We start from the raw sequence: 12,454 nt of genomic DNA, 5'->3' as shown, positions 1-12,454 counted from the left end.
TCGGCCGAAGGAGCAAAGTCAAGGCCGGTAACCACCCAGCCATGATCGGCCAAAGCCCCGGCATCATGGCCGGATCCGCAACCGGGAACCAGTGCTCGACCGGGGGAATCCGCACCGAGTCCGGGATCACGCTCCAGACGGGCGGTCAGGTCGGAATAGGGTTGACCAAGGTCCCACGGCGTTTGGCTCATGGCATATTGGATCGACCAGGAAGACGCAAGCTCTGACACAGAAGCATCTTATATACCTCGCCTCCGCTCCGACCGGATCCGTGAAGGGCCATGGATCTGACATCAAGCCAAGCCGGTCGCCGTCAGCTACCCAGACGATCCGGGCCGATATGTCGATCAGATGACGAGCATCGAAGCCGTGAGTGGACCTTCCTCCTGCCTATAATCCCGATGGTGAGTACACACCAGAGGATCCCGACCAATGACCCTCTACGCACATTGAGCGGCCTCCGAGACGAAATCCACTCTGCCGTTCTTTCGGTGATCGACTCCGGATGGTGGCTGAATGGGAACGAGACTCGGCTTCTGCAGGAGGAATTCGCCTCATACTGCGGCACAACGCGGGCCATCGCGGTAGCCAATGGCACCGACGCTTTGGAACTTGCCCTCCGGTCCGCAGAAACTGAGAGCCGAGAAGTCATCAACACGGCAAACGCCGGCGGATATGCGACCACGGCCTGCCGGATCGTGGGCGCGATACCCGTGTACGTCGACGTCACCGAACGAGCCGTCATCGATATCGACCGCTGCATCGAGGCGCTCCGGCCCGTGACTGCCGCCATCGTCGCCACTCACCTATACGGGAACACCGTTGACATTCCGCAGCTGCTCCAAAGGCTGGCTGCGGCCGGACGCGAAGACGTAGTCGTCATCGAGGACTGCAGCCAGGCGCACGGGGCAAACATCAACGGACGCCGGGTCGGTTCGATGGGACACATTGGCGTATTCAGCTTCTATCCGACCAAGAACCTTGGAGCCCTTGGTGACGCCGGAGCCCTGACCACCAACAGCGAGACCCTGGCGGAAACACTGCTCAGGCTCCGCCAATACGGTTGGGAAACGAGGTACAACTCGACTCAGAACTATGGACGGAACTCTCGGATGGACGAAATTCAAGCGGCTGGCCTGCGGATTAAGCTTCCCCATCTCGATACATGGAACCAGGAACGTCGATCGATTGTCGGCCGTTTTCAACAGTCCATAGACGCGTCAACAACGACGATGGTGACCGACACTGACGAAGGTGTTGCACATCTCGCAGTAGTTGCGACCGAAGATCGCCCAGCGCTCGTTGAGATCCTTGATGCCACCGGAATAGGCCACGACGTGCACTTCCCCACTCTCGATCCAGATCAGCCCAGCCAACAGGGACTGCCAACGCGGGTTGAGGATCTGACGATGAGCCGTTCTCTCCAGGAGCGTATCCTGACTATTCCCTGCTTTCCGGGCATGACCGAAGACGAAATCTCCCGAGTGGAAAGCGCCCTGGCGACCGGCCAATGACCCCGACCACCACTTCCCTGATCATCCCCGTCTACCTGAATGAGGAAGGCATTCCTGCCTTGATCGAGGCGGTCCGAGCTCTCAACTCCGAGATACCCGGGCTTGACGTGGTCTTTGTGGTCGACGGATCCCCCGACAATTCGCTCGACGAACTTCGTTCCCGCCTCCCGGCTGAAGAGTTTCACTGGACCCTCGCCAGTCACTCCCGGAATTTCGGGTCATTCGCAGCCGTACGAACCGGGATGGCCCTCGCCGAGGGGTCACTGTTGGCGGTTATGTCAGCCGACCTTCAGGAGCCGCCCGAACTGGTTGTCAGCCTCATCGACGAACTCAGGAACGATACGGCAGACATCGCATTTGGCCGCCGCATGGGCCGAACCGACCCTGGAGCCTCAAAAGCCTCCGCCGGCCTCTTTTGGAAGATGTATAGGCGCTTTGTCATTCCCGATATGCCGGTCGGCGGCGTCGACATCTTCGCATGCAACGCCACCGTCAAACAGGCGATTCTCGGACTACACGAGAACGCCTCTTCGCTCGTTGCGCAGCTCTTCTGGGTGGGGTTCCGAAGGGCCTTCATCGACTACGAACGCCGCGAACGTGAAATCGGGACATCGGCATGGACGCTGAAGAAGAAACTCCGCTACATGGCCGACAGTATCTTCTCGTTCTCTGATCTACCGATCGTGGCCCTCACATGGGTCGGCCTGGCCGGCCTCGTGTTCTCGATCCTCCTGAGCGGGGTCACGCTCGGAGCTCAGATCGCCGGGCTGATCGACGTACCCGGATATACGACGCTGATCATCGCCACTCTGTTCCTCTTCAGTGTGATGCTCTTTTCCCAGGGCATTCTCGGCATGTACCTTTGGCGGACATTCGAGAACACCCGACAGCGTCCTCTATCCATTGTCGCTTCGATATGGGACTCCCAACCCTCCAAGGAATCTCCTAATGACTGAGCCTATCATCGCCCCCTCCGCCCACGTCGACCCGTCGACGCACATTGGCGACAAGGTGTCCATCGGTGTCGGGGCGATCGTCGCCTCCTCGCCTGAAACCCCGACAGTTCTCATGGATGGCTGCAGTATTGGGGTGGGTGTAATCATCACAGCCGGCGTAACCGTTGGTCGTGGTGCAAGGGTCGAGGCAGGCTCGGTAGTGAGCGTCGACGTCCCATCCAAGGCGGTACTGCGAGGGAACCCGGGTGTCATCATCGGATACGTCGATGCGCTTCCCCGTGGCCGCAACGACAAGCCTGCCTCTTCGAACAAGGTCGAACTTGGGGTGGATGGGTGTGCACTCTGGCCACTCGTCCGGATCACCGATCTGCGGGGAGCGCTCACTCCAATCGAATTCGAAGGCGATCTCCCGTTCGTCCCTCGACGCCAATTCTTCGTGTCCGACGTGGCCAACGCCGAAGTGCGCGGCGAGCACGCCCACCGCGAATGCGACCAGTTCTTGATCGCCGTGCGCGGTTCCCTCTCCGTTGTGATCGACGACGGCGTCAATTCGACCGAAATCCGACTCGACCATCCCAACCTCGGACTCTTCTTACCCGCCGGTATCTGGGGGGTTCAATACAAGTTTTCCGCCGACGGGATCCTGGCCGTATATGCCTCATTGCCCTACGACAATGACGACTACATCCGCTCATACGAAGATTTCCTCGCATTCCGAGGCTAGACCTTCACCAGCGAACCCTTTCGAGATACCTGCGGCGTGGTCGGTCCTCTCAGTCCTCAACCGACATTCCAGTACTTTTACACCGGTCTGCCGTCGCTTGAACGTGCCACACTGAACCGAACCGAAGGGATTGGTGTTGATGACCATTGAGCGGGTTGGAATCGTCGGCGGCGGACAAATGGGCGCCGGTATCGCCGAGGTGTGTGCCACAGCCGGGGTAGACGTCATCGTCAGGGAGATCAACAAGGAAGCGGCGAGCCTCGGGGAATCCCGACTCAGACGAAGCCTTGAACGCGCCGTGACCAAAGGGAAGCTGCCCGAGGAGGACCGGGACGCCGCCATTGGTCGCGTTCGGTTCACGACGGACCTCGAAGCGATGGCCGACCGCCAGCTGGTCATCGAGGCGGTCGTGGAGCACGAACCTCTGAAGGTTGAGATCTTCAAGGCGCTCGACAACATCGTGACGTCGGGAGAAGCCATCTTTGCTTCGAACACGTCGTCACTTCCGATCACCAGGCTGGCCACCTGTACCAACCGCCCGGATCACGTGATCGGCATGCACTTCTTCAACCCGGTTCCCGTCATGGCCTTGATGGAGTTGATCACGACCGTCGTCACTGATCCTGAAGTGGCCGCGATCGCTGAGGAATTTGCGACCGAAACCCTCTCAAAGACGGTGGTCAAGGCCAAAGACCGGGCTGGTTTTGTGGTCAACCTGCTCCTGGTCCCATACATGACCGAGGCAATGCGCATGTATGAGGCCGGCCACGCTACGGCCGAGGACATCGACAACGGTATGAAGTTGGGTGCCAATCACCCGATGGGACCACTGGAACTTGCCGACTTCATCGGACTCGACACCATGAAGCTCGTCGCCGATGTCTTGTTCGAGGAGTACAAGCTTCCCCACTATGCCCCGCCCCCGTTGTTGGTCCGGATGGTCGAAGCCGGCATGCTCGGACGCAAAACCGGGAGAGGCTTCTACGAGTACCCGACCTAGCGGGTCTGACCTCCCACATGGCCTGATCTGTCGTAGTTTGTCCAAGCCACCGCAACAGTCTCATCCAACCAAGGCTCTCAAGTAGGGCTTCGAATCGGTCGATTCCTTAAGAACCTCCCGGGGGATTGACAGACAATGGACAGGACAACCGTGCGCAATCCTGCTGCCAAAGGGCCGCACGTGCCAGGCGGCCCAAACGCCGGGCTGTCTCCTCAGGCGGCGGTAGCCGAACTTGGCCAGGCCGCTCTGGGTGGCATGGCCATGGAGAACGTCCTCGACCTGGCCGTTATGCTCGCTTGCGAAGCCCTGAACGTGGAATATGCCATGATCCTTCACCAGCCCGCTCACGGGGCGCGGCTCGTTGTAGCAGCCGCGCACGGGTGGGGTGACTCGATCGAAATCGGAGCCACCGATGTGTCGTGTCAGCCGGACTCGCTGGCCGGGTACACGCTCGCTGCCGGCAACCCGGTCATCGTTGGTGACCTGGCCTCGGATCAGCGGTTCACCCATCCCGCCCGATTCGCCGACCACCAGATCAAAAGCGGGATCAGCGTGGTGATCCCAGACCTGAACCGCCCCTATGGAGTCATGGGCGTGCACACACACCAGCTGAGACAATTCACACTGGAAGAAGGCGACTTTCTGCGGTCGATCGCCCATGTCATCGGCGGGACGGTCCAAAACCGCCGGTCCAGAGCGAGCATAGAAAGACAGGCAGACGTTCAGGACCGAAGACTGCGCTATCAGGCTGCCCTGGCCGAGTGCGCTCAAACCCTTCTTGGTAACACCGGCGAGCAACGACTCGACGAGGCCGTCAAGGCTCTGTTGACCGCCACCCAGGCGAGCTACGTATTGGTCGAGAGAAACCATATCGATCCCGAGCTCGGCCTCTGTTCCAAGACTGTGGCGGAGATCGAAAAGGACGGTGCTCCAAGAAGCCAGCTGCGGAACGCCTATTGGGACCTGGTCCCTTGGGAGAAAATGCCCATATCGCGGGCCAAACTCGAAGCGGGTCAGCCGTTCGTAGTCGTACCCGACGAGCTGGTTGGCATTGAAAGAGAGCACTACGCGGCCGACCCGAATCCGGTCATGTCGGAGCTCAACATTCCGATTTTCGTCGATGGAAAGTGGGAGGGTCTCATTGGATTCTCGGAGTCGACCATCGTCAGGGAATGGACCGATGAGGACGTATCCTTACTGACGACCGCGGCCGCCATGATTGGCGCCTTCTGGGAGCGTGAGGCTGCCAGGGAGAGTCGCGAGCAGCTCATCCGGGCCAAGGACGAATTTCTGGCCAGTATCAGCCATGAATTGCGGACACCGTTGACGGCCGTAGTGGGATTCGGCGAAATCCTGCGCGATGCCGGCCACACACTCAGCGAGACCGACCGCCGGGAGTTTCTCGAGCTACTCGTTGCCCAGGGTTCTGACGTAACGAATATCGTCAACGACCTCCTCGTGGCCGCCAAAGCCGATATCGGAACGCTCAACGTCGCCCGAGTTCCAGTTAATCTTCGAGCCCAGACGGTCCAGGTGCTCGAAGCGTTCAACCGCGACCAGTTGGCTCGCATCGGTCAATTCGAAGCCAACGATGTTCGAGCCATCGGTGACCCCGACCGGATCCGTCAGATCGTTCGAAATCTCGTTACCAACGCCCTCCGGTATGGCGGTGACACCTTACACATCGAGCTCTTTGACCGGGACGAAACCGGGATCATGGTCTGCGACAACGGGGCGGCCATTCCCGAAGAAGATCGGGAGCGGATTTTCCAGCCATACCAACGAGCCCACAACGCACCCGGCATTGTCGGATCATTGGGGCTGGGACTTTCCATCTCACGGAAACTTGCGCGAATGATGAACGGCGACCTCGTTTACCGGTTCGAGAACGATCTCAGCATTTTTGAACTCATCCTTCCGAAGACCACCTGACCGGCCGGGGTTCGGAACATCAAGACCTCTGGCTGCTGATGACTCTCTCTTCGTGCGCCCGACTCACGGCCAGCGCGCCCATGCCGGCGGTGAGCAGCGCCGCCCCCAATAGGGCCAAAGGCCAGTAGACGTCATCAGGGCCTGTGAAGGGCAATTCCGGTGGAGGCTCAAACGGTACCGAAGAGGTGGTAACGACCGGCATCGTGGTGGTGGTTCCGGTCGGACGGGTGGTTGATGAGGAACTGGTGCTGGACGTCGGAATGGTCGTGGTAGTCGAGGGGGAGGTAATGCTCGTCGGGGAGACGGTCACCGACGTTGTGGTGGGCGGGACCGTTGTGGTCGTTGGTGGGGCGGTTGACGTTGTCGTCGAAGCCGTTTGGCAGGAGAGCGTCGTGAACTCACCAGCTGCCGGACCGTCCAATACGTACCCCGGGTCAATGGAGCGAGCCGTCCACGTGTAGGTGCCTTCGGGAAGTTCGATCTCGGTCTTTTCACTGAGGATGATCACGCCAGTCGGCCCGTTGATCGTCATCTCGACCTTACCGGTCGTGTTGACACCGTCATGGCGGAAAGAGAACGTCACGTTCGTTTCGGAGATCCCGTTGCGAACCTCGCAGGATCTCAGCACGATCCTGACGACGACCAGTTTGGGAGCCGTCTGACTCGCGATGGCAAGCTCGGCTCCGGCGGGGGTCTCGGTTTGCCCGGCAATCCCGACCGGGGATTCCCCTGCGCTTTCAGCAACCGGCGAGGACGTACCTGGTGCGGCCACACATTGTCCCTTGTGTTTGCCGTCTTCGACCCGGATCTGGCCGTCAGGACAGGTCGGCCTCTCATCCGGTAGGACAGCCCGAGAGACGCCTGGCGCAGCTTCTTGCCTCAAGTCACCCTGAGCGTCGGCAACCTCCCGATTGGGCTCAGTGTTGGCACCGCCGATGGCCTGACCCGAGTCGGCCGACTGAGGGCTGCTGTCTCCCCTCGAAACTGCTGGAGCGACGGCCATCAGAACAACACCGGCCACGACGAGCAGAGATCCGAACTTGCGAAGCCACGTCATAATTGACACCCGTCCCTATCAGGGCCGGAGGTGAGCACGACAGTGAATAACCAAGGCATGACGCCTCCCAGCGCATTGAGTACCTTGCCGCGACATTAGTCCCCTACAGACGTTGAAGAGCCCTCGATTAGCTACCTAATTCGCGCCTAGCGTGAACTTCTCCGCCCGGATCGATCAAGCTTCAGGCGCAGAACTGACCCGAGGACCAAGTGCCACCCCCAGAAATCGGCGCCTGATCGTTGCTTCACCCGGGCGTGGCGCTCGCCTACCATGCACACAAAAGGCGCTCACATGTCAGGTTCCGGATCCGCCCTCCCCCGCTCTGTCGTCGTCACCATGCTCAGCACGGCCGGATGCGTCTTCGCAGAGGAAGAAGCGGATCTCCTCATCTCTGCCGCCCGAACACGTGCCGAACTCCACGCCAACGTCACCAAACGAATCGGTGGCCTTCCTCTGGAACACATCCTCGGCTGGGCGGAGTTCTGCGGCCTGCGCATAGCCGTCGATCCTGGCGTGTTCGTTCCTCGCCATCGCACGGAGTTTCTGGTGGCTGAGGCCGCGGCCCGTTGCCGACCGGGAGCCGTCGTCGTCGACCTCTGCTGCGGTTCCGGCGCGGTCGGGGTCGCCCTGGCCGTAAGGGTGGAGTCGATCGAGTTGTACGCCACCGACCTCGATCCGGCGGCGGTTCGATGTGCTCGCCGCAATCTCGCCGGCGGGATAGGGCAAGTATTCGAAGGCGACCTGACAGTACCCCTTCCCTCCGGCCTGCGGGGCCGCGTCGATGTTCTCGTCGCAAACACCCCGTACGTCCCCACCGGAGAAATCGAGCGAATGCCCCATGAGGCGCGCACCCATGAAGCCCGGCTGGCCCTTGACGGCGGAATGGACGGCCTCGACGTTCAACGACGCGTAGCGGCCACCGCGCCGGACTGGCTCGCCCCGGGAGGATGTCTGCTCGTAGAGACAAGCAGAGAGCAGGCGTCGCACAGCGCCGACATCTTCGCCGGCAACGGCCTCGACCCCATCGTCGCCATATCCCACGAATTCGAAGCCACGGTGGTCATCGGCACCCTTGTTTAAGAGAAGCGGCTCCCGGCGATCCTTCCGCCACTTCCGTCCCGCATGGCCATGTCATTCCCATGCTCTCACCCTCGGACCGCTTTCCAGACAGCCGAACCCTTCCGCGGGCTCCGGCGGGCGGCTGGCGAGACCGCCAGGTTGCCCCACACCGACGCTCGACCTGAACGCCGCAATCGACATTTGCGCGGTTTGACCGGTACTCTGGCCCTATGAGCGGCGAACCGGAAAACCGCGACCTCGAGTCGCTCTCACAGCTTCGCAGTACGGCTCGCCACCCGTGGTCTGTGCGTCGTGTCCTGGCGGTGGCCGGGATCATCACGGTCGTAGCGGGTCTCGCCTATGGGGGATGGTTCGGCTACCAACTCTGGGCGGACTGGCGCGATGTCGAACGGGTCGCCTTTGACCCAGGAGAGGCCCGGGAGCGTCTCGATGCGTTGTCGGCGCTGCCTGCCTCACCGGATCAGTTCCTCGACGAGGGACCAACCGACTTCACGAATGAGATCCCTCCGGCCATACCCCGCACCGACCTCTTGGAAACCGAGCTCATCGACGCTGCTCGGTCCGCTGTCACTCCTACCACTGTTGCGCCGGGGCTTCCTGCCCCGCCAACGTCGCCGCCCATCGGGCTCACTGGCTATCTACTTATCGGTTCTGATGGCACCCCGTCGGCCGGAAACGCCGACGCCATCTTTCTCCTCGTCGATTCGGGAGGCTCGAAAACCTTGGTGTCGGTGCCCCGAAGTCTGTACATCAACAATCCGTGCACAGATACGCCCATGCGGCTTTCCCTTCTCCTGCGCGGGTGCCCGGGAGTGGCGGGGGGACCCGATCTCGTTGCGCTCGCCCTGGAAGATTTCACGGGGGTGCAGATCGCTCACTTCGTCATTATCGGATACAGCGGATTTCCCCGGATCGTCGACAGTCTCGGAGGTATCGAGATCTGTTCGGACACCGCCAGAGGCCTCAACGGACAGATCATTGTCCCGGCCGGATGCAACCTGCTGGCTGGTGCGGCGGCCAGTTTCTGGGTGACAAACCGGGCCCAGGACGAATTCGTCAACGGGCAGTGGCGCGCCGTGGCCGGAGACGACGAGCTAAGCCGCCTGCAGCGTGAGCGAGTGGCGATGTTCGCGGTATATGCCCGGATCGGTTCGCTCGGCTCGGCCGGTTCGGTCGCCTCTCTCGCTCAGAGTGTGTCGGGCACGTTTGCGCTCGACAGCGGCTTGTCGCTATCGGGAGCGGCAAAACTGGCGTGGTCGGCGCGGGGCGGTATGCGCCAACTTTCCATCCCGGTCCGGTCCGAACTAACGCCCGACGGCCGAAGCGTTTTGTATCCAACCCAGCCGTTCTCCGTGACTTTCGGCGGGTAACCGGGGCTCCCACCTCGTCCGAGCAGAGCCGCCAAGCTCCAGTCGTCCTTTCCTCTTGATTGGACGGCAAAAACCAGACAGCCCCCGGCCGGACGGTCGGGGGCTGTCTGCAACACAGAGCGGTCTTACGGACTCGGGATGACCAACTTGATCTGGATCTGGTCCATCGCGAACAGGCCGTCGGAATCGGTGGCCTTCTCCTGAATCGTCGGCTGGCTTGACTGCTGGCCGGTCGGAATGCTGAGCGTGGCCGTCGGGCCGAACCCGGATCCCAGCGTCGTGGCCAAGCCAGTGGTCCAGGCCGCTACCGGTTCACTGGACTTCCATGCCGCACTGAGGACCCCTCCGTTGACGTCCGTGACCGTCGAGGCGAAGGCGATCGTTGCCTTATAAGCGCCCCCGCTGAACGAGGTATAGATCGTTGCCAGCTGGGCTGGGCTGGTGATGGTTACGACCGGTGCCCGTTTGGTCCCCAGTTGCAGTGCCCGGGCCAAGAACGACGCCATCTGATCGCGTCTCACGAAGGCGTTAGGACAAAAGTTCGTACCATCGGCGTTACAACCGACAGTGATACCGTGACCGGCCAAAGCGTTGATGTTCGCTGCGTGGTTGAGATAGGTGGTGGGCACGTCGACGAAATAGTCGGCCGACCACGGCTTCAGGTCGAGTGCCCGCACCAGGAAGGTCGCCATTTCTGCGCGAGTCACTTTCCTATCTGGGCAGTAGGCAGTCCCACCCACCCCACATCCAACCGTGATGCCTGAGGCCCTCAGTCGGTTGATGTTGGCCTCATGGATGTTGCCGTTGTCATCGGAGAAGTAATCGGTGGTGGTCGCCGGCAAGTTAAAAGCTCTTACCAGGAACGAAGCCATCTGGGCCCGGGTCACATCGCTGGCTGGACAGTAGAGCGTGTGAGCGGCGTTGCATCCAAGGGTCACACCAATACTGGCAATGTAGTTGATGTTGTTCTCGTGGACGTTGCCGTTGTCGTCGGTGAACTGGTCGGTTGCTGCGCCAGCCGCTCCCGCAAACGTCGACATGACGAGCGTCAGTATCAGAACCGCGGCTAGTCGATATCGGGGGGTCCTCTTATGTGGCATGGTCCACTCCTCTCTTGGCTGTGAATGCCCAGGAAACCAAAACCCGCGATGGGCTTGCTGCCCACCATACTCCCCTGCGGGACAAGTTGCCGAGGGTTGGTGATGTCTCAACCATCCGACGAGTTGCCTACACCGATCTGGGCGGCGAGCACCCGCCTGTGTACGGCCCGTCGTAGTCGGTCGGGCTGATCGAGCCCAAACCATTGCCCTGTTGACCCGCGGCGGGCCGGACGAGTGCCCTGCCAGCGTCGATTGGCCGCACCACCTGGAGCGGCGTCGCGAGCACCGAGCCAGGACCGTCGAGACCCTCGCCGGAGCCTCTACCCATGCCAAGAGCCATCGGAAGGGGAGCCTGTCAGTTCTGAGCCTGGCGGCGAAGTGTGCCGGTTCAGGTCCGACGGGGACGAGGGGGCCTCCCGGCTAGGATCCCGCTGATGAGTACGCGGATAGCCGCTCTGTGGGGAAGCGATCACACCGAACTCGGTGAGATCACGGTTACCGATATGCGTCCCTCTGGTGCGATCGCCATTTCTCGTGGCAAATTCCGCAAGGGATACCCCTACCTCGACCCCAACGAGGACGCCGTGCTCGTCGCGACCGACGGAACGTCCTGGTTGCTCGCCGTTGCCGACGGACACAACGGGTTCGACGCTGCCCGCGCCGCCATGACTGCTGTTCAAACCTCTGCCACCGCAACCCTTGCCGGGACCGAGCCTGAGGCGGCGATCGCCCTCGCCATCACCGCCGCCCACGCGGCCATCGTCGAGGCGGCTGTGAACGTAGACGCTGAGCGAGCCTCCAGCGCAACCACCCTGGTGGTGGCGATGGTCACCGCTGACCGGGTGACCGTCGCCAGTTTCGGCGACAGTATGGTCATGGTCATTCGAGATCGGAAGCTGCGAGCTGTCAACCGTCGTTCACCGTTTCTCGACGCCTCCACCGACCCGACCGACGTCCAGATCACTCAGTTCATGCTTCGGCCGGGTGACATGCTTCTTGCGACCACGGACGGGCTCACCGACTTTCTCGTTTCGCCGCAGGTTCTCGCCCGTGCCCTTTCGAAATCCGACCCACCCGGCGTGGTGGCCCGACAAGCGGTGGAACTGGCGTTCGCCGGTGGCGCCGGTGACAACGTAGCCGTGGCGGTCTTTGTTGCATCGGACGGACCCAATGCGTAGGCTGCATACCAGTTACGAGGAGGGGTATTGAGAAAAGCAGTACCGTCCGCCGTCCTGGTGCTCGCTCTGGTTGTCATCCCATTGACAGCCTCGGCCCAATCCACGACCACCGAGCCCTATTCAGGTGGCACCGTCACCGAGACGACCATAAGTCCACAGATCGAGGTCGCCGTCGCCGGTTTGACCGTCACTTTCACAGCCGCGGGGGCCGGAAGCGCTTGCGCCTGGGTATTTGGTGACAATTCAACCGGCACCGGTAACCCGGTCACCCACACCTATGCGGCAGAGGGCGACTACCGCGTCACTGCCACCTGCGGTGCCCTGGTGCTGGCCCTCACCGTGCAGCTTGCACCAGAACTGGTCAACACCGGCTTCGATGTACTCCCCGCCGCACTGGCCGCCCTTGGCCTGATCCTCATCGGCGGGGTCGTCTTGCGCTCCAACCGCAGGAGCAAAAAGGCCAATTAGCATCAAGCGCCATGCCCGTCCTATCGGCCGTGGTCTCCGTCTGTTCAGAGTCGGCGCAGGTCTGCTCGTTCTCTT

At 61.5% G+C, this 12,454-nt stretch carries 12 protein-coding genes; 9 read left to right on the top strand and 3 right to left on the bottom strand.

Annotation, left to right across the window (positions count from 1 at the left end; genetic code table 11):
• Positions 1-230 (bottom strand): SAM-dependent methyltransferase (locus JJE47_13135; GenBank protein ID MBK5268370.1); only part of this gene is annotated, 230 nt, incomplete at its 3' end.
• 219 nt (positions 231-449) lie between these two features.
• Here JJE47_13135 and JJE47_13130 point away from each other — a divergent pair.
• The 5 genes from JJE47_13130 to JJE47_13110 all read left to right on the top strand — a co-directional run bounded on the left by JJE47_13130 (position 450) and on the right by JJE47_13110 (position 6,126).
• A complete protein-coding gene (locus JJE47_13130; protein MBK5268369.1) occupies positions 450-1,514 on the top strand; it encodes a DegT/DnrJ/EryC1/StrS family aminotransferase in 1,065 nt (354 codons plus the stop codon).
• A complete protein-coding gene (locus JJE47_13125) occupies positions 1,511-2,470 on the top strand; it encodes a glycosyltransferase (protein ID MBK5268368.1) in 960 nt (319 codons plus the stop codon). Before JJE47_13130 ends, JJE47_13125 begins: the two co-directional genes overlap by 4 nt.
• On the top strand, positions 2,463-3,194 hold the full coding sequence (locus tag JJE47_13120; protein ID MBK5268367.1) for a WxcM-like domain-containing protein: 732 nt from the start codon (positions 2,463-2,465) through the stop codon (positions 3,192-3,194). The genes JJE47_13125 and JJE47_13120 overlap by 8 nt, the downstream gene beginning before the upstream one ends.
• A 133-nt stretch (positions 3,195-3,327) precedes the next feature.
• Positions 3,328-4,194 carry a 3-hydroxybutyryl-CoA dehydrogenase gene (locus tag JJE47_13115; GenBank protein MBK5268366.1) on the top strand — a complete coding sequence of 289 codons (867 nt, stop codon included), beginning with the start codon at positions 3,328-3,330 and terminating at the stop codon, positions 4,192-4,194.
• Positions 4,195-4,329: 135 nt separating this feature from the next.
• Complete coding sequence (locus tag JJE47_13110) at positions 4,330-6,126, top strand: GAF domain-containing sensor histidine kinase (GenBank protein MBK5268365.1); 1,797 nt, start codon at positions 4,330-4,332, stop codon at positions 6,124-6,126.
• Positions 6,127-6,145: 19 nt separating this feature from the next.
• Here JJE47_13110 and JJE47_13105 read toward each other — a convergent pair whose 3' ends face one another.
• Positions 6,146-7,183, bottom strand: a complete 1,038-nt coding sequence (locus JJE47_13105; protein MBK5268364.1) for a hypothetical protein — start codon at positions 7,181-7,183, stop codon at positions 6,146-6,148.
• A gap of 291 nt (positions 7,184-7,474) precedes the next feature.
• On the opposite strand from JJE47_13105, the gene JJE47_13100 reads away from it, so the two are divergent.
• Positions 7,475-8,263: a putative protein N(5)-glutamine methyltransferase gene (locus JJE47_13100; GenBank protein ID MBK5268363.1), complete on the top strand. Its 789-nt coding sequence runs from the start codon at positions 7,475-7,477 to the stop codon at positions 8,261-8,263.
• 209 nt (positions 8,264-8,472) lie between these two features.
• Positions 8,473-9,633, top strand: coding sequence for an LCP family protein (locus JJE47_13095; GenBank protein ID MBK5268362.1), 1,161 nt, complete (start codon positions 8,473-8,475; stop codon positions 9,631-9,633).
• Positions 9,634-9,758: 125 nt separating this feature from the next.
• Here the strand turns inward: JJE47_13095 and JJE47_13090 are convergent, their stop codons facing one another.
• Complete coding sequence (locus JJE47_13090) at positions 9,759-10,733, bottom strand: hypothetical protein (GenBank protein ID MBK5268361.1); 975 nt, start codon at positions 10,731-10,733, stop codon at positions 9,759-9,761.
• A 434-nt stretch (positions 10,734-11,167) separates the two neighbouring features.
• Here JJE47_13090 and JJE47_13085 point away from each other — a divergent pair, with 434 nt between their 5' ends.
• Positions 11,168-11,911, top strand: a complete 744-nt coding sequence (locus JJE47_13085) for a protein phosphatase 2C domain-containing protein (GenBank protein MBK5268360.1) — start codon at positions 11,168-11,170, stop codon at positions 11,909-11,911.
• A gap of 27 nt (positions 11,912-11,938) precedes the next feature.
• Positions 11,939-12,379: a PKD domain-containing protein gene (locus JJE47_13080; protein ID MBK5268359.1), complete on the top strand. Its 441-nt coding sequence runs from the start codon at positions 11,939-11,941 to the stop codon at positions 12,377-12,379.
• Positions 12,380-12,454: the final 75 nt, after the last annotated feature.

Source organism: Acidimicrobiia bacterium, assembly GCA_016650365.1.
Taxonomy (GTDB): Bacteria; Actinomycetota; Acidimicrobiia; order Spongiisociales; family JAENVV01; genus JAENVV01.
Note: the sequence above shows the minus strand (reverse complement) of the source record. Positions and strands in the feature narration are given on the sequence as shown.

Coding starts and splice junctions, on each gene's coding strand:
- JJE47_13125 (MBK5268368.1), top strand. CDS start 1,511: ATGACCCCGACCACCACTTCCCTGATCATCCCCGTCTACCTGAATGAG.
- JJE47_13120 (MBK5268367.1), top strand. CDS start 2,463: ATGACTGAGCCTATCATCGCCCCCTCCGCCCACGTCGACCCGTCGACG.
- JJE47_13110 (MBK5268365.1), top strand. CDS start 4,330: ATGGACAGGACAACCGTGCGCAATCCTGCTGCCAAAGGGCCGCACGTG.
- JJE47_13105 (MBK5268364.1), bottom strand. CDS start 7,183: ATGACGTGGCTTCGCAAGTTCGGATCTCTGCTCGTCGTGGCCGGTGTT.
- JJE47_13100 (MBK5268363.1), top strand. CDS start 7,475: ATGTCAGGTTCCGGATCCGCCCTCCCCCGCTCTGTCGTCGTCACCATG.
- JJE47_13095 (MBK5268362.1), top strand. CDS start 8,473: ATGAGCGGCGAACCGGAAAACCGCGACCTCGAGTCGCTCTCACAGCTT.
- JJE47_13090 (MBK5268361.1), bottom strand. CDS start 10,733: ATGCCACATAAGAGGACCCCCCGATATCGACTAGCCGCGGTTCTGATA.
- JJE47_13085 (MBK5268360.1), top strand. CDS start 11,168: ATGAGTACGCGGATAGCCGCTCTGTGGGGAAGCGATCACACCGAACTC.